The 22,739-nt window shown below is 47.4% G+C and carries 22 protein-coding genes and 1 tRNA gene; 17 read left to right on the forward strand and 6 right to left on the reverse strand.

Going from position 1 to position 22,739, the window contains the following annotated elements; genetic code table 11:
- Nucleotides 1–52 precede the first annotated feature (52 nt).
- The 4 genes from GKG41_RS06510 to GKG41_RS06525 all read left to right on the forward strand — a co-directional run bounded on the left by GKG41_RS06510 (nt 53) and on the right by GKG41_RS06525 (nt 3,708).
- Nucleotides 53–694, forward strand: coding sequence for a class II aldolase/adducin family protein (locus GKG41_RS06510; RefSeq protein WP_154257733.1), 642 nt, complete (start codon nt 53–55; stop codon nt 692–694).
- Between the two features lie 146 nt (nt 695–840).
- Nucleotides 841–1,488, forward strand: coding sequence for an MBL fold metallo-hydrolase (locus GKG41_RS06515; RefSeq protein ID WP_154257734.1), 648 nt, complete (start codon nt 841–843; stop codon nt 1,486–1,488).
- A 289-nt stretch (nt 1,489–1,777) separates the two neighbouring features.
- On the forward strand, nt 1,778–2,704 hold the full coding sequence (locus GKG41_RS06520; RefSeq protein ID WP_154257735.1) for an SDR family NAD(P)-dependent oxidoreductase: 927 nt from the start codon (nt 1,778–1,780) through the stop codon (nt 2,702–2,704).
- Nucleotides 2,705–2,811: 107 nt separating this feature from the next.
- Nucleotides 2,812–3,708: a 3-methyl-2-oxobutanoate hydroxymethyltransferase gene (locus GKG41_RS06525; RefSeq protein WP_154257736.1), complete on the forward strand. Its 897-nt coding sequence runs from the start codon at nt 2,812–2,814 to the stop codon at nt 3,706–3,708.
- 52 nt (nt 3,709–3,760) lie between these two features.
- On the opposite strand, the gene GKG41_RS06530 is transcribed toward GKG41_RS06525, so the two are convergent.
- Nucleotides 3,761–4,510 (reverse strand): helix-turn-helix transcriptional regulator, encoded by a 750-nt coding sequence (locus GKG41_RS06530; protein ID WP_154257737.1) that lies wholly within the window; start codon nt 4,508–4,510, stop codon nt 3,761–3,763.
- Nucleotides 4,511–4,690: 180 nt separating this feature from the next.
- Here GKG41_RS06530 and GKG41_RS06535 point away from each other — a divergent pair, with 180 nt between their 5' ends.
- Together GKG41_RS06535 and GKG41_RS06540 are read left to right on the forward strand one after the other, a co-directional pair.
- A complete protein-coding gene (locus GKG41_RS06535) occupies nt 4,691–5,194 on the forward strand; it encodes a hypothetical protein (RefSeq protein WP_154257738.1) in 504 nt (167 codons plus the stop codon).
- A 28-nt stretch (nt 5,195–5,222) separates the two neighbouring features.
- Nucleotides 5,223–6,839, forward strand: a complete 1,617-nt coding sequence (locus GKG41_RS06540) for a molecular chaperone GroEL (RefSeq protein WP_173015530.1) — start codon at nt 5,223–5,225, stop codon at nt 6,837–6,839.
- Nucleotides 6,840–6,915: 76 nt separating this feature from the next.
- Here the strand turns inward: GKG41_RS06540 and GKG41_RS06545 are convergent.
- Nucleotides 6,916–6,998: transfer RNA gene (locus GKG41_RS06545), tRNA-Leu, on the reverse strand.
- 330 nt (nt 6,999–7,328) lie between these two features.
- Between GKG41_RS06545 and GKG41_RS06550 the strand changes: the two genes are divergently transcribed.
- From GKG41_RS06550 to GKG41_RS06560, 3 genes are all read left to right on the forward strand, one after another.
- Nucleotides 7,329–9,134, forward strand: coding sequence for a glycine betaine ABC transporter substrate-binding protein (locus GKG41_RS06550; protein WP_199884586.1), 1,806 nt, complete (start codon nt 7,329–7,331; stop codon nt 9,132–9,134).
- Nucleotides 9,124–10,320: a betaine/proline/choline family ABC transporter ATP-binding protein gene (locus GKG41_RS06555; RefSeq protein ID WP_154257741.1), complete on the forward strand. Its 1,197-nt coding sequence runs from the start codon at nt 9,124–9,126 to the stop codon at nt 10,318–10,320. The genes GKG41_RS06550 and GKG41_RS06555 overlap by 11 nt, the downstream gene beginning before the upstream one ends.
- Nucleotides 10,321–10,431: 111 nt before the next feature.
- Nucleotides 10,432–11,250 carry a CAP domain-containing protein gene (locus tag GKG41_RS06560; RefSeq protein ID WP_154257742.1) on the forward strand — a complete coding sequence of 273 codons (819 nt, stop codon included), beginning with the start codon at nt 10,432–10,434 and terminating at the stop codon, nt 11,248–11,250.
- A gap of 82 nt (nt 11,251–11,332) precedes the next feature.
- Here the strand turns inward: GKG41_RS06560 and GKG41_RS06565 are convergent, their stop codons facing one another.
- Together GKG41_RS06565 and def are read right to left on the reverse strand one after the other, a co-directional pair.
- Nucleotides 11,333–11,614 carry a hypothetical protein gene (locus GKG41_RS06565; RefSeq protein ID WP_154257743.1) on the reverse strand — a complete coding sequence of 94 codons (282 nt, stop codon included), beginning with the start codon at nt 11,612–11,614 and terminating at the stop codon, nt 11,333–11,335.
- Nucleotides 11,615–11,686: 72 nt separating this feature from the next.
- On the reverse strand, nt 11,687–12,145 hold the full coding sequence (gene def, locus GKG41_RS06570) for a peptide deformylase (protein ID WP_154257744.1): 459 nt from the start codon (nt 12,143–12,145) through the stop codon (nt 11,687–11,689).
- Nucleotides 12,146–12,365: 220 nt separating this feature from the next.
- Between def and GKG41_RS06575 the strand changes: the two genes are divergently transcribed.
- The 8 genes from GKG41_RS06575 (at nt 12,366) to mscL (ending at nt 20,766) form a co-directional block, all read left to right on the forward strand.
- Nucleotides 12,366–14,102 (forward strand): ABC transporter ATP-binding protein, encoded by a 1,737-nt coding sequence (locus GKG41_RS06575; protein ID WP_154257745.1) that lies wholly within the window; start codon nt 12,366–12,368, stop codon nt 14,100–14,102.
- Nucleotides 14,103–14,130: 28 nt separating this feature from the next.
- A complete protein-coding gene (locus GKG41_RS06580) occupies nt 14,131–15,948 on the forward strand; it encodes an ABC transporter ATP-binding protein (RefSeq protein ID WP_243140986.1) in 1,818 nt (605 codons plus the stop codon).
- An 88-nt stretch (nt 15,949–16,036) separates the two neighbouring features.
- Nucleotides 16,037–17,059 (forward strand): aldo/keto reductase, encoded by a 1,023-nt coding sequence (locus tag GKG41_RS06585; protein WP_154257747.1) that lies wholly within the window; start codon nt 16,037–16,039, stop codon nt 17,057–17,059.
- A 1-nt stretch (nt 17,060) separates the two neighbouring features.
- On the forward strand, nt 17,061–17,882 hold the full coding sequence (locus tag GKG41_RS06590; RefSeq protein WP_154257748.1) for an MBL fold metallo-hydrolase: 822 nt from the start codon (nt 17,061–17,063) through the stop codon (nt 17,880–17,882).
- A gap of 2 nt (nt 17,883–17,884) precedes the next feature.
- The gene (locus GKG41_RS06595) at nt 17,885–18,529 is read left to right on the forward strand and encodes a 4'-phosphopantetheinyl transferase superfamily protein (protein ID WP_347563287.1); all 645 of its coding nucleotides are present in this window, start codon (nt 17,885–17,887) and stop codon (nt 18,527–18,529) included.
- 24 nt (nt 18,530–18,553) lie between these two features.
- Entirely contained in the window at nt 18,554–19,225 is a 672-nt protein-coding gene (locus GKG41_RS06600; RefSeq protein ID WP_154257750.1) for a response regulator transcription factor, read from the forward strand.
- Entirely contained in the window at nt 19,226–20,239 is a 1,014-nt protein-coding gene (locus GKG41_RS06605) for a sensor histidine kinase (protein ID WP_154257751.1), read from the forward strand.
- A 92-nt stretch (nt 20,240–20,331) separates the two neighbouring features.
- Complete coding sequence (mscL, locus tag GKG41_RS06610; RefSeq protein ID WP_154257752.1) at nt 20,332–20,766, forward strand: large conductance mechanosensitive channel protein MscL; 435 nt, start codon at nt 20,332–20,334, stop codon at nt 20,764–20,766.
- Between the two features lie 48 nt (nt 20,767–20,814).
- On the opposite strand, the gene GKG41_RS06615 is transcribed toward mscL, so the two are convergent.
- Both GKG41_RS06615 and GKG41_RS06620 read right to left on the reverse strand, forming a co-directional pair.
- Nucleotides 20,815–21,648, reverse strand: a complete 834-nt coding sequence (locus GKG41_RS06615) for a sialate O-acetylesterase (RefSeq protein WP_154257753.1) — start codon at nt 21,646–21,648, stop codon at nt 20,815–20,817.
- 500 nt (nt 21,649–22,148) lie between these two features.
- On the reverse strand, nt 22,149–22,436 hold the full coding sequence (locus GKG41_RS06620; RefSeq protein ID WP_154257754.1) for a DUF6506 family protein: 288 nt from the start codon (nt 22,434–22,436) through the stop codon (nt 22,149–22,151).
- Nucleotides 22,437–22,739: the final 303 nt, after the last annotated feature.

The following is a 22,739-nucleotide window of genomic DNA, read 5'->3' on the forward strand; positions in this document are numbered from 1 at the left end:
AATATGTTTTCCGCACAGAGAAAGAAAAAACAGAGGAAAGGAAATTGAGATTATGAAGTATGAAACTATTAGGAAACAAGTATTAGAGGCAATTCTGGATGCAGTGGAACAGGGGCTGATCAAAGGCACCTCTGGAAATATTGCCATGAGGGACGAAACAGAGGATGTTGTGGCAATTACTCCCAGTGGTATTCCCTACAAAGGAATGCAGCCGGAGGATATCGCTATTGTAGACTTGAACGGCAAATGGCTGGATGGAAACTACAAGCCATCCTCGGAGGTACCTATGCATACAGCAGTAATGCGTGCCAGACCAGATGTAAGGGCAACGGTACATACCCATGGAATGTTTGCAACAATCATGGCCATGGGAGAGGGGGAACTGCTTCCGGTTACCCCTCCTCAGTGTGAATTTGCTCCAGTGCGAAAAGTTCCTTTTACAATGCCAGGGAGCAATGAAGTGGCAGAAAGGGTAGTGGAAGCACTGGGAAAGGACGGACGTTCTGTTCTTATGAAAAATCATGGAATGTTCTGCTGCGGCAAAGATATGAAGGGAGCCATGGCGGCAACCATCTATACAGAAGAAATGGCTACAACTGCATATTATGCAAACGTCCTCGGTAATTTTGAACCGATGCCGGAGGATGGGGTGCGTAAGATGAAAGAGCTGATTGCTGCGGATCAGGCTGTGTAAGGAAATAAAAGAGCTCTGCCTTCTGGGCGCTATCTGTGTTAGCGCCAGGTTTCCAGGCTGTGTTCAGCTTTTTGTTCCCGGATCCCGTGCTGAAGCGGTAAGGAAGACAGGGAGAATGGTAAATGTTTTAGGATTGGAGGAATAGGATGGACGATGGAATTCAATATATATCTTATCATCTTTTGGCCGATCCGGTGAGGGTAAATTGTTATCTGCTATATACACCGGATAGTAAAGAGGCACTTGTCATTGATCCGGGGGGAGAACCGGAGCGAATCCGGAGAGAGTTGCAGATGCATGGCCTGAAGCTGAAATATATTCTGCTCACTCATGGGCATTTTGACCATATAGGAGGCGCGGCAAAGCTTAGGGAGGAAACAGGAGCCAGGATTTGTATGAGTCCTCTGGACGCACAATTCATTACGGATTCCCGATGGAACGCAGCTGACCTGGTTCACAGGTCTCCGGTTCCGGTCTTTCCTCTGGAAATCCCCCTGAAGGACCATGATGCCCTGTATCTTGGAACTCAGGCGGTAAGAATTCTGACCACACCGGGACATACCCCGGGAGGACTATCTGCCTGTATTCCGGGGCATTTATTCTGCGGAGACACCATTCTCAAGGGAGAGATAGGACGCAGTGATCTTCCGGGGGCAGATGTGCCTCAATCAAAAGAAAGTATCAGAAAAAAGATATTTACACTTCCGGAGGATACGGTAATCCACTGTGGTCACGGAGAGGAGACATCCGTGGCATATGAAAAAAAGAATAACCGTATTGTATGTCAGGAGTAGAAAGGAAGAAGCCTGCAACCTAAGATGCCTATGAGAATGCTGAAGTATATAAGGAAGAAAAGCACTGCCGCCCCAGGGACGAAAGTATCCCTGGGGCGGCAGTTTTTATAACTGTTAATTATAACACAGTAACTGACAAAATAATAGTACCTGTTGAGATAATATATCTTTCTACATTTGAGTAATATCTCCGCAAAATGAATTCAAGTAAAATAAAAATATAGGGATTGGGCAGCGATAAAACACACGTTAACCGGCCGCAGTTAACGTTAGGAAAGGAGGAATCTGAATGGAATTAACAGAAAAAATGATACTCGGATTGACGCAAATGAGCACCCAGGATACACGCAGTCTGCAGGAGATTTTCTGTACAGATCTGAAAGGGAAGGTGGCCATAGTTACAGGCGGAGCCACCGGACTTGGCTATTGTGTGGCAAATCGCCTGTCGGAGGGCGGGGCATCTGTGATCATCGCTTCCCGGAACGAAGTCAGAGGGAAAAAGGCGGAAGAGGAGTTCCGGGCAAAAGGACGGGAGGTAATCTGGTGCCGGACGGATGTGACAAAGGTAGCCGACTGTTATAAAACCGTGGACTTTGCTGTGGAAAAGTACGGGAGGGTAGATATTGTCGTAGCTAATGCTGCTACCTGGTCTATGTATTCCTTCCTTGACATGCCGGAGGAAGCCTTCGATCATGTCATAAACACAGATTTAAAGGGAGAGTATTTTATTGCCCAGGCAGCTGCCCGTGTTATGGTGCGTCAGAAAATCAGAGGGAAGATTGTATTTATCGCCTCTGTGGCGCATAAGGGATCCGACACTCCTAAAATCGGTATGATGACCCATTACAATGCGGCTAAGGGGGCAGTGGTCAGCCTGACTAAGGGGGTCGCCAAGGAGCTGCACCAATACGGGATCAGTGTCAACTGCGTTGCTCCAGGCGGGATGACAACATACGGTGCCGTCAGCAATTCCTCCGAGGCATTTGAGCTGTATGGCCAGGAGCTGGCGGCAGATCGGATGCAGTACGGGGCAGAGGTACCCGTGGCATCCAGTCCGGATCAGGTTGCACTGGTGGTATTGGCCATGTGTACAGCAATGTCTGACTATGTGGTGGGAGAGACTATTGATGTGGACGGCGGATCTCTTATGAGCTTCCAGCAGAAGCCCTGGAGTTATCACGTAGAGGGCTGTATACCTGGTCCGAAAGCAGAATAGTCCCGGTCCTTACAGGTGTTCGTTTCTTTACCGGAAGATGTGGGGAAAGAAATTGGAATACGGAACATGAGGCAAAGCAAATTCAAATGTGAAAGGGGAACAGTGACATGGAAGAAAACAAAGTAGTAGTTTCTGAGGAAGAACAGAAAGAAGCCCAGAAGGGTATTCATATGTCTACGGTGAGGAAATCCAGAAAAAATCTCGCTTATTTGCAGAAAAAGAAGGATAAAGGGGAAAAGATTGTCCAGATGTGCCCGGCAGCCCTGGGTCCTATGTTTGCAATGGCGGCGGAGGTTGCCGACTGTGATATTCTCCGCACTCCATCATGGTTTTCCGGTACGCAGCAGGAGGCTATTGACAGCGCAATTCCCACCATTAAATCTTACCGGGCGGTAGCACAGAGACTCCATATTAATTTCTATATGCCCACGCCTACGTATGCGTCAAAGGAAAAGGCTCTTTCCTATGGCTCTGATTATGTGGTTGCGGGGGCGGATTCTATGCTGCCTATGGGAATCAGCAATGAGACGCTGCGCTATATGACAGATAATTATGTTCCTGTATACGGCCATATCGGGGCAATCTCGGGATGGCAGACCAATGCCACCGGCTACTCAAAGCTGGGTAAGACTGCAGAGGATGCCCTGAGAGTTTTCAAGATGGGATATGAATATCAGGAAAATGGGATGGGCGGAATGACTGTTGAGCTGACGCCCATAGAGGTCAGCGCTGCCATAGCAAAGAAACTGCGCGTTCCTGTAGTGTCTATCGCCGGTGGTGCGGCATGCGACGGTTCTGAGATGGTAGATATGGATACCTTCGGAATGATGCCGTCTGCAGCATCTCATGCAAAAACCTATGCGAACTTCATGGAATTTGCAGCCACCGCATATGCTATGTGGGCGAATGATGTGCGCACAGGGGCATATCCGGAAGACAAACATGGCTGGCATATGGATCCTGAGGAATTGGATAAGTTTATGAACGCATTAGAAAAATTTTAATCCCAGGACAAACACCCCAGGGCAGGCCTACAGCCGTCTGCCCTGGGGACTTCTATCCTAAAAGCCGGGCAAGCAGTTCCCTCTGGGAAGACACATGTAGCTTGGCGTAGATGTGTGAGATGTGCTTTTGCACAGTTGCCCGGGTGACACTTAGGGTCCTGCTGATGTGAGCAGGCGACATACCATTGCACAGCAGGGTTGCAATCTCTATTTCCCTGGGGGTGAGCTTTGTAGACTTCCAGTCTATCTTGCTGATATCTGTATCCTGCATCTGATAGCTGAAGAAATTTTTGTACATATTTTTAAACTGGGGAACTGCCAGTTTGATAAATGCAATCTCTGACGGCAGAAAGTTTTCATTCGTTGTCTTATCAAGACAGGACAGAACTCTTACGTGCCCGTTCAGGTCCTGAAAAGCATAGCCCAAAGTATAGGTGAGCCCCCGGGGACGTATAAAATCAGGGATAAATTCTTTTGCGCTCTCATCCTTCCAGGTCACAAGGGAAATCTCGGAATCTGCCTCATTATTTATGTAGGGGGTGTAAATGGAGTACCGCTTGTTTTCCGGCAATTTTGAATAATACTCCAGGTAGAGGGTAGACCAGTGGCTGTCCGTATTGAACAAATACTGATCATAAACCTTCCCGTTAGAGTCAAAAAAGTAGATGAGTCCTTTGTCAAAGCTGCAGTACTCCCGCAGACCAGTCATAATCTCAATGGCAAACTGCCTCTGCTCATGGAAGCTTCCGCAATGCAGACAGAAATCATATAGCTCACGCCAGGGGATCTTGATATCGTTCATGTCATCCTCCTCTTTACAAATAAGTGAGTGAGTTCCTAATGATACTCTTATGCGGGGAAAGTAATGGTGCACTTTTTTTAAATATAAAGTTATTTGAGAGAAATGTCAATATAGTCCTTATTCTTGAAACATGGGGAAATTGGCTATCATTTTTATTAACATGCAGAGGGGGGATAGAGCTTGGGATGCTCAGACTATGTAAAAGAACTTAAGTATTTGCAGATAAGGCTGGATCAAAGCAATATGGATGAACCGCAAATTAAAGAGGCTCTTTTGGAAAAGGCCGCAGAACAAAGTACCATCGACGTGCCGGAGGATCAGGTGCAAAGGGAATACACCGCTCTGGTCCAGGCCGCGAAACAAAAAATCCGGTATGAGTACATGGCTGAGGGAAAACCGTTTTATGGATTCCCGGAGTCTCTTTACACCGCTTTGGAGTCTCTTCGTGCGGAGGCATATTGTTCTGTAAAGACAGAATTGCTGCTCCAGGCTGTTATTGAAGCGGAACACCTGGAAATCTCCCGGGAAGAGCTGGAGAGAGAAGGGCTGGCTTCTGCAAAAAGACTGGAAGTCACACCTGAGATGGCCCGGATGTTTTATGGCGATGATTACGGACTTCTTAAAAATGATCTCCTGAGGCGAAAGGCGATAGACTTGATTTATGAGCATGCTGTTCTGGTCTGAACAGGGGATACTGAGGGAGGAGGATACAATGGCAAAAACAATAACACATGGTAGAAATGCATTGGAGAAGCTTGCCGCCGGAGTAGACAAACTGGCCAACACGGTAAAAGTAACGCTGGGTCCCAAAGGGCGGAATGTTCTGATCGGTAAGGAACCGTCCGGCTGGCTGATAACCAATGACGGTGCCGCAATCGCGGAGGCAGTAGAGCTTCCCGACCCTTTTGAGAATATGGGTGCGCAGATTATAAAACAGGCAGCTCTAAAGACGAAAGAGGGTGCGGGAGACGGGACTACCACAACCATTGTCCTGGCCCAATATATTGTCCATGAAAGCCTAAAAAACATAGCAGCGGGTGCCAACCCCATAGAACTGAGAAAGGGAATTCAGGCAGCTGCAGACCTTGTGGCAGAGGAAATAGAAAAAGCGGCTGTGCCCGTGGAGGATAAAGCGGCAATGGCCCGGGTAGCTGCAGTCGCCTGTCAGAATCCCGCGATGGGCAGCATGATCGCAGACGCCATGGAGCAAATAGGGAAATACGGGGTCATCACCGTCTCCGAGGGCAGTAAACTGGAGACAGTCCTGACCGTCGCTCAGGGAATGCAGTTCAGCCGCCGACTGGTGACAAACAGTTTTTTAAAAGAAGGAGAAATGCAAATCCGTTTGGAACATCCGCTTCTTCTGCTTACCGATTATGAAATATGGGAGATTGAGGATTTGGTACCTATTTTGGAGGAGGTGCTGAATCTGGAGGAGCCCCGGCCGCTGCTAATCCTTGCTGAAAAGCTTGGGAGAGAGGCACTGGACACCCTGGTATTAAACCGGGCAAAGGGGATCCTGGATGTGGCGGCCGTCATGCCTCCGGAATATGGAGAGGGACGTCAGGAAACCATGGAGGATATAGCGGTATTGACCGGGGGAACCGTAATCACGAAATCCTCCTATAAAATAGAGGAAACAACCCTGGATATGCTGGGAAGCGCTGACTCAGTCACCATAGATTCACAGAAAACCGTGATCGCCGGGGGTGGCGGCAGCAAAGAGAGAATTCAATTCCGCATCAATGAGCTTCGGATGAGAGCGGAAGATACAGCGTATGCATTTAAAAGAGAGCGATATAAGGAACGCCTGGCCCGGTTCGTCGGGGGAATTGCCCTTATTGATGCGGGGGGAACCACAGAAGTGGAGATGAAAGAACGCAAGATGCGGATTGACGATGCCGTGAATGCGGCAAAGGCAGCGGCGGCAAAAGGAATTATACCAGGCGGAGGCTGTGTTTTAGTTAAATCCATCCCACACGTGAAGGTATTTGCTGAAACGCTGGAAGGTGACCAAAGAACCGGTGCCCATATCATGAGTCGGGCCCTGGAGGGGCCTCTGCGGCTGATTGCCGAAAACGCCGGATTTCACGGAACAGAGGTTCTGGCAAAGGTAAAAACCCTTCCGGCAGCATACGGGTTTGACGCAGATACAGGAGAGTACAGAGATTTGGCGGAGGCGGGAATTATAGATCCGGCCAAAGTCACTGTATCGGCTCTTAAGTGTGCCGTATCCGCAGCCTCAACGCTTTTGACTACCGGGGCGTCAACCCACCTATTTCCGTCAGGTAAATTCCCCGAGCATTCGCCGGACGAATCCTCCCCGTAACCTTACGTTTGCTGATTTGTCTGATTTTGCACAAAGAAAAGAGTCCAGTATTCTCAGTGAATACTGGACTTCATACTGCCGGCAATGGGACTTGAACCCATACGTGGTTGCCCACAACAGATTTTGAGTCTGCCTCGTCTGCCATTCCGACACGCCGGCATGTTCATTCCGAACCGAAAATAATTGTACCATATTCTAACATGATCTGCAAGGGGAAATTTAGCTTTTTTTCTGCCCCCGACTCCAAGGTCTCCTCCCTTAAGCGTCCGACGACGACTCTCCCCGCAGCCTATTTCACACCGAACTTCACATATACAAGTCACTAATTTCTTAACGCATACTTCACACATCTCCCCCCAGTAGAATGTTATAATTTAGAAAAATCAATTCTTAATAGAGAAGGAGTGAAATCTTATGAAGCAGAGGGGAAATTACAGGTTCCTGCTGCTCTTTTTTGCGGCTTTTTGTCTCTTGCTTGGGGGATGCAGGATGACAGAAAAAAAGGAGATAGCATTTGCCGATGTGGGATGGGACAGTGTGCGATTCCACAATGCAGTGGCAGGACTGATTGCAGAGTCTGCTTATGGGTATACCTGGACGGAGACGCCGGGGTCTACGCCGATTATGCATGAGGCTCTGAAAAAGGGCGAGATTGATGTGAGCATGGAAGAGTGGACAGATAATATCTCTTCCTATGAAAAGGACTTAAAAGCGGGAACATTTCAGGAGTTAGGATCCAATTACGATGATGATAAACAAGGGTTCTATGTGCCCAGATACGTAATTGAGGGGGATCCCTCCAGAGGGATCAAAGCCGCTGCTCCTGATTTGAAGACGGTACAGGATTTGGAAAAGTATGCGGATGTTTTTACAGATCAGGAGAATCCAGGCAAGGGAAGGATTTATGGGGGAATCCCGGGATGGGACATCAATGAGACTATGAGAAAAAAGGTAAGCTATAATGGCCTGGACAGCTTATATAATTATTTTCAGCCGGGCTCGGATTCTGCATTATCTGCAGCCTTTACCTCTGCCTATGAAAAAGGAGAACCGATCGTGGGATATTACTGGGAACCTACGTGGCTGACGGGAAAATGTGACCTGGTACTGCTGGAGGACAAAACATACGTGGATGAGGAGCAGTTTCGGGAGGGGAAGACAGAGTGCCCTGCAGTAAATGTTACCATAGCGGTGAGCAATGCATTTGCACAGTCAAATCCGGAATTCTGCAGTTTCCTTGAGAATTATCACACTTCCAGCAAATTAACCAGCGAGGCTCTGGCTCATATGCAGGAGACGAGGGATGACTATACTGCTGCGGCAAAATGGTTCCTCACAGAACACGAAGATCTGATTGAACAGTGGCTGCCGGACAAAGAGAAGGCTGATGCGGTAAAAGGAGCATTGGGGCTTCAAAAAGTTCAAAAAAACTATTTGTTGGAGTTTCCCTTTGAGCTTCCGGTACATACCGATGACTTTGACAGTGCTGTAAAGGCCTTTGCCGCACACTTCAGTGGGTTTTTCAATGGGATCCGGGATGGACTGGATGGGATGATTGGAGGAATTCACGGGCTTCTGGGACTGATTCCCTGGTGGCTTATGATTTTTCTCGTCTTCTTAGGAGGATGGAAGATCGGCGGAAAAGTAAAAACGGGAATTCTCTATAGTATACTTCTTTTCATTGTAGGAATGATAGGGCTGTGGTCAATGATGTATGAGACACTGGCGATTGTGATTGCATCGGTAGTTATTTCACTGGCGGCAGGACTTCCTATCGGCATTCTTATCTCAGGCAGTGACAGGGCGAACCGAATCCTGCGTCCGATCTTAGACACGATGCAGACCATGCCTGTGTTTGTTTATCTCATACCGGCGGTTCTGTTTTTCGGTCTGGGCAGAGCACCGGCGGTCATTGCTACCACAGTGTACGCAGTAGTGCCTGTAATACGCCTTACCAGCCACGGGATCCGCCAGGTAGAACCGGAGGTGGTGGAGGCTGCCAGGTCTTTTGGATCTACCTGGCTGCAGTGTCTGTGGAAAGTACAGATTCCACAGGCAATGCCTACCATTCTTACCGGTGTCAACCAGACACTGATGATGGCCATGTCCATGGTAGTTACCTGCTCTATGATTGGAGCCTCCGGTCTGGGGATGGAAGTACTCATCAGTGTGAACCGGATCGAGATAGGAAGAGGATTGTTGGCAGGTATTGCAGTAGTAATCGTAGCCATACTCATGGATCGTATGACCCAGGGATGTCTGAAGAAAGGGGAGGAGGAGAGAAATGGAAAATAAGGCTGAACAGAACACAGAGCACATGCTCCAAATAAGGCACCTGACAAAATTCTACGGCATGAATAAAACAGAGGCGTTCAGGATGGCTGAGAGAGGAGAAGGGAAGAGCAGTATCTATGAGATGACTGGGGTTACTCTGGGGCTTTGGGACGTGAATTTTGAAGTACAAAAAGGGGAGATTTTCGTCATTATCGGGCTTTCGGGATGCGGAAAATCCACACTGGTGCGCATGATTAATCTTCTCCACCGCCCTACCAGCGGTGAAATCATTTTTAACGGAAGAAATATAGCTGGCTTCGGTAAAAGGGAGCTTTTGGACTACCGGAGAGAAAAGATCTCTATGGTATTTCAGAATTTTGGGCTAATGTCCCACAGAGATGTGCTGGGAAATGTGGCATATGGACTGGAGACGAGAGGTATGTCAAAGAGTAAGAGGGAAGAGACAGCGGCAGATATGATACAGCTGGTAGGACTCAAGGGACAGGAACATACACCCATTCAGAGCCTGTCCGGAGGAATGAAACAGAGGGTGGGGATCGCCAGGGCTTTGGCCAATGATCCGGAGATTCTGCTCATGGATGAACCGTTTTCCGCTCTGGATCCTTTGGTGCGGAAGGATATGCAGTTTGAGCTTTTGTCCCTGCAGAGGAAGCTGCAGAAAACAGTGGTTTTTATTACTCATGATATTAATGAGGCATTTAAGCTGGGTGACAGGGTGGCTATTATGCGGGACGGGAGGCTGGTACAGGTGGGAACTCCGGAAGAGATGAGCGCGGAACCTGCCGATGATTATGTAAAGGAATTTGTTGAGAGTGCGGATAAAGCAAAGGTGCTGACAGTGGGGCATGTGATGGCAGTACCCTCCTGTGTGGTGAGCAAGAGAGACAGTCTGGATTTTGCCATTTACCTCATGCAAAGGGAGGGGAATTCTACTGCCTATCTGGTAGACGAGGAAGAGCGGCTGAAAGGTATCCTTACGATCGAGGCGGCAGTCAGAGGAAGGCAGAGGCACCAGTCTTTGGAAGAAATACAGTGGCAGGAGGCGAAGACAACAACCGCAGATACTACGGTGAGAGATATTCTTCCTGTGGCGGCACGCACCCGATACCCAATTGCAGTGGTAGATCCTGTGGGGCATCTGGAAGGAATTCTTACTAAAGCGGCTGTGCTGTCCTCTCTTGCTTAAAGGGAATTACCAGGAATTGCTTGTTTCTATTGTGGTTAGACTGTGCTAATATAATGGATGTAACAAAAATGTAATATTTACATAATCAATATGTAATACAAGGAGGACAACATGTTTAAACATTCATTATCTGTTTTAGCAACTGTAATAGCTGTAGCGGGAAGCAGTTTACCTGTATACGCTTCCGGCGCAGAAGATATGATATCCCAGCAGACCAATGGGAAGGGTGTAATCGTAATTGGCAAAGGCCAGTTGGCTGACTGCCCGGAATTAAATCTTCCAGGCATTATCATACCCGGATTACCAGACTGCAATTTTCCTGAGGTACCAGGACTGCCTGAGGAACCAGATACGGAACAGCCGGATGTGCCTGATACAGAGCTTCCGGAGGAACCGGATACAGAACTTCCGGAGGAACCGGACACAGAACTTCCGGAGGAACCGGATACAGAACTTCCCGACGCACCGGATACAGAGCTCCCGGATATGCCGGATACGGAACAGCCGGATGTGCCAGGGGATGACCAGCCTGGAGATGACAATTCTGGTGAGGATATATCCTTTGCCCGCCAGGTCGTTGATTTGGTAAATCAGGAGCGTGCCAAAGAAGGTCTCTCTCCTCTCTCCATAGATGAAAAGGCAGTATCTGCAGCGCAGGTAAGAGCCAGAGAGATTGAGACATCATTCTCCCATACAAGACCAAACGGAAGCAGCTTCAGCACAGCTCTTTCAGAGAGCGGAGCCAGCTACCGGGGTGCCGGAGAGAATATTGCCTGGGGACAGAAAACTCCGGAGGAAGTAATGAAGGGCTGGATGAACAGTCCCGGACACAGAGCCAATATCATGAATGAGAAGTTTACTTCCATAGGAGTAGGATATTACCAGAACGCCAAAGGCGTAAATTACTGGACCCAGTTATTTACTTACTAAGCTATTCATTTTCTAATAATTTCGATAAAAAGAGATGGACCCGCAGATCATGCTGTCCATCTCTTTCTTATGATAGGGGGAACTAGTAGTCCTTGCGGGAATCTGAAGTCCCTTGAAAATTTATATGTGGGTCAGGCAGAAACTCATAGGTGGAAGTTCTGTAGCGATAGAGCAGATACAAAAACAGCAGTACATTGACACATGTAGTCAGAATCCCTCCCTCTATGCCGAAGTCGTCCCCGTTCAGCAGGTTTGCTGCAGGGTAGTGTGAGGTCATAATACTGCTGGTGTTCAGCCCGCTGACCGGCATGCCATAAATTACAGATTGAAAAATATTCCATGTGATATGATAACCTATGCACATCCACAAATGCCCCGTAAATCAGCCTTGTTACATTTAGGTTCAGTATCGTCTCTGTATTCTTCCCGGGCTGTTTTATTCCGGAAGGATATATTCAGTTACTTTATCCGTAAACAAAATACCGTCTAGGTGATCCAGTTCGTGGCAAAAACATTTTGCCATTTCACCGGACACAGTATAGATATGTTCTTCCCCCTGTTCATCCAGCGCCTGTACCGTAACCTGTAAGGGACGAAGTGTCTTTCCAAACCGATCCGGGAGACTGAGACAACCCTCTACACACTCCTGGGTACCTTCTTCTTTTAGGATTACAGGATTGACAAGCTTATACTGCTGCCCATCCATATGGATTACAACCAGACGTTTCAGAATACCTACCTGCGGGGCGGCAATGGCAGCGCCATTTTCTGTGTGATGGAGGGTATCCATCATATCCTCAAGGATCTCCCGTATGCGGTCATCCACACAGTCCACGATTCTGCATTTTTTTCTTAAGATAGGGTCATTCTCATACCGCAGTACGCGTATAGCCATAAGAGCACCTCCTGCTTTTTTCTGTCCTTGCTTTTCGTTTGCTTTCCTCAAACATAAAGACTTCTTCAATTCTGCAGCCGAAAATTCGGGCAATATTTACCATTATAAAAAAGTCCCTCTGATGTGTCAAGCAGACCTTACATATGGAAATGATAATTGCCCCTGCACGCTCCCTTTGTCCCGTGTTATAATGATATAAAACAGTGCAAGGACAATACGTATGAATATATATCGAACATACTTTTTAAACTATAAGTTTCCGTTCCTGGCGGGTGTCATCTGTGTGGCCTTCGAGGCATTCTGTGACCTGCTGGGTCCTACCCTTATGGGCAGGATCATAGACGAAGGAATTGTCAAAGGGGAGATGGGGACCATTCTGCGTTGGGGAGTGCTTATGCTGCTGGTGACAGGAGTTGGCGCCTGTTTTGCCGTTGCCCGGAATATTCTGGCCAGCTATGTCTCCCAGAGTGTGGGGGCAGATCTTCGGAAAGATGTATTTTACAGAATCCTGTACTTTTCAGAGGAGAGTGTAGATACCATAGAAAGCGGTTCCCTGATTACAAGGATGACAAATGACACCTCACAGGTTGTAATGTTTATCAATGGAATTATGAGGATTTTCTTGAAAGCTCCCATAACCTGCATGGGAAGCATTATTCTGGCAACGGTGCTAAACTACAGACTGAGTATAATTGTCTACGGGGTAGTTGCCCTGGTCGCCTTTCTCATCGTACTAAGCATGCGGCTCAGTTATCCCAGGTTTTTCCGCCTTCAGAAGGCCATGGACGGGGTGAATGCTGTGATTCAGGAGTATCTCATTGGGGTTCGGCTGGTAAAATCCTTCGGCACATACAGAGAGGAAACTGAGAAATTCAGGGAGGCCAATGAAGCTTTGATGGATAAAAGTCTGGATGCGCAGAAAATTATTACCTGGATATCCCCTCTTCTGAACCTTACCGTAGGGATGGGGACGCTGCTTGTAATTTATGGAGGAAGCAGATTGTTCGCCTGGAATCTGGCCGGAGCCGGTGACATCTCGGCCTTTACAATTTATATGGCTCAGATTTTAACTTCCCTTGTGATTATAACTAGTGTTTTCAACATTTTTGTCCGGACCAAGGCATCTGCTGCACGTATCCGGGAAGTGATGGAATGTGAAGAGGACTGGGCTGCTGATAAGCGCGAAGCGGCGGAAAAGGAAGAGCCTCTGGAGGGGGCAGTAGTCTTTGAAAATGTAACCTTTGCTTATCCCGGGGGGAGCGGAGAACCGGCTCTGAAGGATATATCCTTTCAGATCTCCCCAGGCACCAGCCTTGGCGTCATCGGACCCACAGGAAGCGGAAAATCAACACTGGCATGGCTCCTCCTCCGCTTTTACGATACCGACAAAGGGAGAATACTGGTGGGGAACCAGGAAATATCGTCTATTCACCCGGAGAGACTCAGGAAAAATGTAGGGATTGTTCCTCAGAATCCCATGCTGTTTTCCGGGACGGTGGAGGACAATATCCGATGGGGAAATAAACGAGCGGAGCATGAGGCGGTTGAAAGGGCTGCAGCCTGTGCCCAGGCAGATTTTATTTCCCGGATGCCTCGTGGATACGAAAGCTATCTGGGCAGCAGCGGTGTAAATATATCAGGAGGGCAGAAGCAGAGGATCTCCCTGGCAAGAGGACTTCTGAAAGAGGCCCCGATTCTTATCCTGGACGATGCCACAAGTGCCCTGGACGGAATTACGGAGGCAAGAGTAAGGAAAAACCTTTTGGCCCGGGATAACCGCCAGACCCTGATTCTCATTACACAAAAGTGCACCACGGCCATGTTTGCGGATCAGATCCTGGTGCTGGAAAACGGGAGGGCAGCGGGCTTTGGAACCCACAGAGAGCTTCTGGCTTCCTGCACAGCCTACCAGGAGATCTATGCCTCTCAGGTGGAGCACAAAAGGGAGGAGGGATAAAATGGAACAGGGAAAAGGTCTGCACGACATGGGAAAGATGCCGTCTATGGGACGGGGACATGTGGGCGGAGCCAGAAGATTTTCCTCCTCGGCAAAACCGCAGAATGCAAAAGGCACGTTAAAAAGGATTCTCGGAATCTATCTCAAATGGGGCAGGGCGATTTTTGCAGCAGTGGTTTTAACTGCGCTTGCCTCCGTCATTACCGTTCTTCTGCCCTATTTTACTGGAAGGGCCTTTGATGCCTTTCAGGCCCAGACAAGAACTGTACAAAGAGACCTGCTGGAAACAGCGCTGTTTATTATGGGGAGCTTGTACGCAGCCAACTGGCTGATTACCACCGCAAACGGCCTGTGTATGCTCAAGGTGACGCAGAAGCTTGTGTTTGCTCTGCGCTCAGAATATTTCTCCAAGCTTCAGAAACTGCCCCTTACCTTTTACGACACCCGGTCTCACGGGGACACTATGAGCAGACTTACCAATGATATTGACAATATCAGCTCTACCATTGCACAGGCCACTACCCAGCTGATTTCAGGGGTTCTTACCCTGACAGGCTCACTGGTGGTTATGATTTCCCTGAATCTGCCCCTCACCGGCGTGGTTCTTCTGTGTGTCCCGCTGGTGGCAGGACTCACCAAGCTGATTGCAGGGAGAAGCCGGAGTTATTTCCTTCGCCAGCAGCAGAGTCTGGGTACTCTGAACGGACTGATAGAGGAAAATATCAGGGGACTTAAGATGGTTAAAGCTTTCGGCAGACAGGAGGATGTACTGGAAGAGTTTTCTGTTCTTAACGGACAGCTGTTTGAAAACAGCAGAAAGGCGCAGACCTGGTCAGGATTTCTGATGCCTCTGATGAATGTAATTAATAACCTAATCTTTACGCTGGTTGCCATTGCCGGAGGAATCGGGACGGTTTCCTATGGGCTTTCTATCGGCACAGTAATAAGCTTTTTAACATACTCTAAGCATTTTGCCCAGCCGCTCAACTCTGTGGCAGGGATGTTTAATACCATACAGGCAGCTCTGGCCGGGGCCGAGCGTGTCTTTGAGATCCTAGACGAGAGGGAGGAGACTCCGGATCCCCCGGATGCGGCCGTTCTTGAACATCCGGCGGGAGAGGTGGCCTTCTGCAATGTGGATTTCTCCTATGAACAGGGAAGGAAAGTATTGGAAGATGTAAGCTTTCAGGTGCATGCGGGAGAGGTGGTGGCACTTGTGGGAGAGACCGGAGCAGGAAAGACGACCCTTGTCAATCTTCTCACCAGGTTTTATGATCCTGACCGGGGCAGGATTCTCATAGACGGAGTGGATACCGTTACAATCACCAGAAGAAGCCTGCGGGATTGCTTTTCTGTAGTGCTTCAGGATACCTGCCTGTTTACCGGCACGATTATGGATAATATCCGCTATTCCAGACCCCAGGCAGGGGACGAAGAGGTGATAAAGGCAGCCCGTATGGCCTGTGCCCATGAATTCATAACCCGTCTGCCCAAGGGATATCAGACGGAAGTATCAGGAAGCACAGATACACTTAGCCAGGGGCAGAGGCAGCTGCTTGCCATAGCCAGGGCAGTCCTCTGTCAGGCGCCTATTCTTATTCTGGATGAGGCAACCAGCTCTGTGGATACCAGAACAGAGAAATCCATTCAGAGAGCACTGGTGACTTTAATGGAAGGCCACACCAGCTTTCTGATCGCCCACAGGCTCTCCACTATTCGGGATGCGGACAAAATTATGGTCATAGGGGACGGGAGAATACAGGAAACAGGAACCCACGAGGAGCTGATGAGAAAAAAAGGAGTTTATTATCGAATGGTTGCGGGTCAGATGGGTCAGGAGGTATAATAATAGCGGTATCTGCGGATTAACATCCCGCCTCACAGGAGAAACACAGGGGGATTTGGCAAAGCATTCATAATAAGGAGGAGAATATATGGCAGAGGTTACACTGGGAACAACCGGCATTACAGTAAATAAAAATGGGTTCGGAGCCCTTCCTATCCAGCGAATCGGCAGAGAAGAGGCAGCCTATCTTTTGAAGAAGGCCTACGACAGCGGCATTACCTTTTTTGATACTGCCAGAATGTATACAGACAGTGAAGAAAAAATCGGTTATGCCTTCAGAGGCATGCGTGAGAAGGTTTATATAGCCACAAAAACACCCGCTGTTACAGCGGAAGACTTCTGGAAGGATCTGGACACCAGTCTGAAAATGCTGGACACAGATTATATTGATATCTTTCAGTTTCATAACCCTTCCTTCTGTCCTGTTCCGGGGGACGGGACAGGACTTTTTGAGGCAATGGAAGAGGCCAGAAAGCAGGGAAAAATACGTTTCATTGGAATTACAAACCACCGCTTATCCGTAGCGGAGGAAGCCATCGCATCGGGATACTATGACACACTGCAGTTTCCCTTCTGCTATCTGGCATCCTCCAGGGATCTGGAGATTGTCCGCAGATGCAGGGAGAAGGAAATGGGATTTATTGCTATGAAGGCCTTATCAGGGGGACTCATAAACAATTCCCGGGCAGCGGCTGCCTATATGGGACAGTTTAACCATGTTCTCCCCATCTGGGGAATCCAAAGAGAAAAAGAATTGGATGAGTTTCTCTCTTATGTAAAGACACCACCGGTGATGGACGACAAGATACGGCAGCTGATCGAAAAGGACAGAAAGGAGCTGTCCGGTAATTTCTGCAGGGGCTGCGGCTACTGCATGCCATGCCCCCAGGATATTGAGATTAACAACTGTGCCAGGATGTCTCTTCTTCTGCGCCGGTCTCCGTCAAAGCTACAGCTGACTGCGGATGTGCAGGCCAAGATGAAGAAGATAGAAGACTGTATTCACTGCGGACAGTGTGCCCAGCGATGTCCTTATGGGCTGGACACTCCGGCGCTGCTGGAGGCAAACTACAAAGATTATCAGGAGGTCCTGAACGGAAAGGAGATCTGATGTGGCTAAGATTGTGACATTGATAGAAGACACCGGAAGAGATGACGGCCTGGAGAAGGAGCATGGACTGAGCTTTTACATTGAGGCGGCAGGGCATAAAATACTTTTTGATACCGGGGCCGGCAATAGATTTCTAACCAATGCAGAGGCATTGGACATCGATATCTCTCAGGCAGACACCCTGGTAATCTCCCATGGCCATTACGACCACGGGGGAGGAATGGAGGCCTTTCTGGAAATCAATCAAAAAGCTGGGATCTACATCCGAAGGGATGCTTTTCTGCCCCATTATTCCTTAAAACAGGAGGGATGGACAGATATCGGTATCTGTTCCAAATTAAAGAACTCCCCAAGGATGCGGTTTACAGAGCAGGAGTTTCAGATAGACGAGGGCCTGCTCCTTTTTTCCAATGTAAAAGGAAGGATCCTCTGGCCAGACTCCAACCAAAATCTGAAGGTGAAAATTGGTGACAGGTATGTGCAGGATGACTTTGCACATGAACAGAATCTGGTGATTTCAGAAGAAGGCAGAAAAATCCTGGTGGCCGGATGTGCCCACAATGGGATCATCAACGTTCTGGAACATTATAGGCAGCTGAAAAATGAAATGCCGGATCTTGTAGTTGGAGGGCTTCACCTGACAAATCCCAGAGCCGGAACATCCATAGAGCCGGAAATCGTCCGGGAAATCGGGGACAGGCTGTCTGCCTATCCCTGCAGTTATATGGTCTGCCACTGTACTGGGGAAGAAGCATATGGGATCCTCCGCAGAAAGCTGGGAGACAGAATTCAATATATAAGGACAGGAGATGTGATACATTGATAGTGACCTGGATTGGAGATATACGGCCGCTGTTGGAAAAAGCGTTCTATGAGCACTGTTACCGGATGCTGCCTGCCATGCGCAGAGATAAGGCGGACCGCCTGTCCCGTATGGAGGACAAAGCTCTAAGTGCAGGGGTATGGACACTGCTGGAAAGAGCCAGAGAGGAATTCGGTTTCAGGGGCTACCCCCTGTATAATCTGTCCCATTCTTTTCCCTATGCTTTGTGCTCTTTTGTGACAGAGGATGCAGATGTTCATGGGGGAGTGCTGCTGGGATGTGACGTGGAAACTGTGAAGACGCCGAGAGTATCTGTAGCCAGCCGTTATTTTCGGCCTGAGGAATATAGATATATTCTGGAGCAGCCGGATGAGGAAAGACAAAAGCAGGCATTTTTCAGGTATTGGGTCCTGAAGGAGAGCTTTTTAAAGGCGACGGGCAGGGGAATGGGACTTTCCATGGACAGCTTTGAGATAACAATTGCTGAGGAGGGAGGCAGTACAGCGCCTGTGCTTACCCGTAATCCCCCGGAATATCCGGGTACCTACTATTTTCAGGAATACCAGGCAGCGACGCCGGACGCCAGGGTCGCTGTCTGTTCTACCTGTCCGGACTTTGCACCCGGGCTGCGGTATGTGGAATTCTAATCAATCGGAAAGGAATAGGATGCTATGAGCAGAATAATGATTGTGGAAGATGACCAGGTGATAGCCAGAGCTATAAAAAAGCATCTGGAATCCTGGGACTTTGAGGTGTATTGTGCGGAGGATTTTCAAAAAATACTGTCAGAATTCGCAGAGTTCCAGCCGGAGCTTATCCTGCTGGATATCTCACTGCCCTTTTATAATGGATTCTACTGGTGTACGGAGATCCGTAAGCTCTCCAAGGTGCCTATCATCTTTCTCTCTTCCACAACAGATAATATGAGTATTATCATGGCGATGAACATGGGGGGTGATGACTTTATTGAAAAGCCCTTTGACCTGCATGTCCTTACAGCCAAGATTCAGGCCCTCTTCCGGCGCGCTTATTCTTTTCAGGGCAAGGTGGATATGATAGAGCACAAAGGAGTCATCCTGAACCTGGGTGATGCGGCCCTGTACTATCAGGGGGATAAGGTGGAATTGACCAAAAATGAATTCCGAATCCTGCAGACGCTCATGGAACAGGCCAATAAAGCAGTATCCAGAAGTGATATTATGACCAAGCTTTGGGAGAGCGACAGCTATATTGACGACAACACCCTCACGGTGAATGTGACGCGTCTCAGGAGAAAGCTGGAAGATGCCGGGCTCACAGACTTTATTAAGACAAAAAAAGGGATCGGATATATGGTGGAGTAGATGAGAGAGGATAAGAAGCCAAAGGTTTTATTGGAATATGCTAAAAAGAAGCTTCCTCTGTTTCTGTACCTGTCACTGTGCACCGGTATTTTCTGGATGGTGTTTTCGCTTTATAACCTGCCGGCGGAGGCTGTTGGGTATGCAGCCCTGCTCTGTCTGGCGGCAGGCGTGCTGTTCTTTCTGGGGGGATTCTTCCGGTTTCGGATCCGGCACAGAGCTTTGAGGGACCTGAGGCATGAAGTCACTGTGCACCTGGAGAATCTTCCTGAGACAGGGGAACTGCTGGAACGGGATTATCAGGAACTGGTCAGAACGCTGTATGAAGAAAAAAACAGGCTTCAGGAGGCAATGGAGGCGGGCTATCAGGAGTCAGTGGATTACTATACTCTCTGGGTACATCAGATTAAGACGCCCATTGCAGCCATGCGTCTTTTATTGCAGTCGGAGGACAGCCGGCTGAGAGAGGAGATGGAACTGGAGGTTTTTCAGACAGAACAGTATGTGGAGATGGCGCTTCAGTATCTCCGCATGGGAAATATGGGAAATGATATGAATCTGCGTCTTTACAATATGGAACACCTTATCCGGCAGGCAATCCGCAAATATTCCAGGCTCTTTATCCTGAAACATATTGCCTTGCATCTTTCAGAGGTAAGCAGCAGAGTGATTACAGATGAAAAATGGATGGTGTTTGCTCTGGAACAGCTTCTTTCCAATGCGCTGAAATATACGAAACAGGGCAGTATCTCTATCTATCTGGATCCGGACAGAGAGCAGACCCTGGTAATTGAGGACACCGGGATTGGCATTCAGGCAGAGGATCTCCCCAGGGTATTTGAAAAAGGCTTTACCGGATACAACGGAAGGAAAGATAAAAAGTCTACGGGCATTGGCCTGTATCTCTGCAAAGAGGTGCTGGAGCGGCTGTCCCACAAAATAGAGATAACCTCAGAAGTCGGGGTGGGAACCAAAGTAAAGATTGATTATTCAGCCAGATACAGAGAGTTTGAATAATACAGATGGGTATTGCTGAGTCCTACTAGACAATCGGGAAGGACTTATTATATATTTATGCAGTAAATAAATTACGAAGGAGGAGAAGAAACTTGAAGAAGCTTATAAAAGAGTTTAAAGACTTTGCCCTTCGGGGCAACGTGATGGATATGGCGGTTGGCGTACTTATCGGAGGTGCGTTCTCAGGCATCGTAACATCCCTTACCGACAATTTCATTCAGCCGACTATTAACATGATTATAACACGCAAATTTTACAGTTTGGAAGAAATTGCAGGGTATGCGTCTGCATTCGGTTCATCGGTGGTGAACTTCCTGATTATGGCGCTTATCCTGTTTTTTCTTCTGAAAGCAATGAATAAGTTACTGACCATCGGTGCCAGGAAGCCGGAGCCGGAAGCACCGGCTGTCAAAATCTGTCCTTTCTGCCAGAGCGAAATCAGCATAAATGCTACCAGATGTCCCCATTGTACCTCCCACATTCCGGAGGCTGAGGAGGAAGTACAGGCTGAAATTGCGGAAGTGTAAGCAACTACATACTTGAAGAATTCCCCCTGCAGGGCCAGAAGGAGCTGGTCATGCAGGGGGACACACAAACTCCTCATAGGTAATCTTATCGAAGGAGAAGTTCAACATTTGCAAATATAGTTCTTCGCCTTTTGTATGCGGTCTGTTAATGCAAGCATCCAATATTTCTGTCTCATTCTCCAATGGCGTTATAATATGTTTCTTTTTTGAAAAAGCTTCATAATAGCGAATTCCGAATTTCCTTTGTGAGACCGCATTCAGATGAATTCCATCAGGATTTGATGTTAATCCCGCTGCTGTCACGAAATAAGTATGTTTCTGCTCTTTTGCGAACCTGAATAATTCTTGATTAACCATTTCATATTCTGTACAGTTTAGTCCAAAACCGGATTTCCCCAGATAATCACCCAAAGCACCAATCACAAAAGGAACTTTTTCTGCATGCAGATCCTTTCGCAGTTGATTTACAAGAACCTGTAATTTTTCATAATATGTTTGATAGTTTCCGCCAAAGCCGTCATTTTCTCCCTGATGCCATAAAATACCAAGCAGTTCTGAATCCTGCATGGCAAACCTTGCCTGACAGACAGCGTGTTTATAGAGAGTTTTGTCCACTGCCCAGTCATCTAAAGCGCTTCCGCCTTCTGCACATGGAATGAGTCCGATGTTATCGTCTTCATTTTCCATACACCACATTGCGGCAAAGGAACCGGCAAGCCCAACACCTGCTGTCGGTCTGTCATAGTTAATCGGCTCTGCCATCATCTGCCATCTGCCGTTGCGGAGCATCTGAATCCGTTCATTACAGATGGTTGGCACGTCATTCAAAAATCCTCGTCCTGCCATATTGGACTGCCCAATCATTAAAATGGATTTTGTCATACTCTTTTTACCTCTTCTTTCTCCCATTTACCACGTTTATCTCTCTCCCCTTTTTTCAACTTACACCATTATAATTGTTCTTCTGATATAAGAGAAGAACTGGAAACAGCTATATTTATTTTTCCGATAAAAGGGCTTTACCCTTTTGGTCGGATAAAGCCCTGTAAATCTGATTTTATTATAGAATTATTCACGTTCACTGCCAAACGCCTTCTTCGATATATCCGGTTAGCAAACAATAAACTTCTGTAAAGTATAGCAGATTTTCAGATGAATTTTATATCTGGTTTTCGATTATCCGTGTAAACACTATACTTTCAAACATTTTGCAGTATAGAAAAACACTCATTTTACCACGAATTTACCACGATTGCATGAACCTTGATATGCTGATATAAATTACACTAGAAGACACCTAAAATGTTACTTTTGTATATATAGCAGTCAATCCTATGGCTAACAGTGTTGTATATATAGTTATGAGGTTACTAAAATTGAATTTATAATTTGGAAAAAGCTATATTATACACATCGTCCTGTTCTGGTAAATGTGTAATATAGCCTATCGGTAACTTGTTTTCCGTCGCTTCAATAACTGCTTTTGCCCCCACCTCTCCAAAAGCACCACATAATTCTATACAATCAATTCCTTCTTCATATAGTTGTTTAGCCACTGTACATGCTTCTTCTATATTTGCAACTCCAACAATCTGTGCTTCTCCGTTATGTATAATAGCTCTATCAACCATACAATTAAAATTTCCAATAATCAAAAATGCAAACTTCATTACTTTTACCTCCACAAATTCACGTTTTTGGGTTGTTTTTATATCCACATTATAACAGTTCCATATATCCCCTACAAGAAAAAACAACAGGGGAGTGTTGTAAACTTGTGATCATGTCACCTTAGGATGCACTTAAGAAAATGTCACTTTTGTGGAACCTATAGTAGAATAGAAAGTAGGTAAACTATTTTTTATTCCCAAATAGTAAAAAAACAGCTCAGCAGACCGTATAAGAATTTATACCGCCATGCGAAAGTTCCTTATTTCATGCGAGTTAGCGCGTATCGGATCCGTTCTATGGTA

Origin of the sequence: Lactonifactor sp. BIOML-A5, from assembly GCF_009677585.1 — a bacterium.
Classification (GTDB): domain Bacteria; phylum Bacillota; class Clostridia; order Lachnospirales; family Lachnospiraceae; genus Lactonifactor.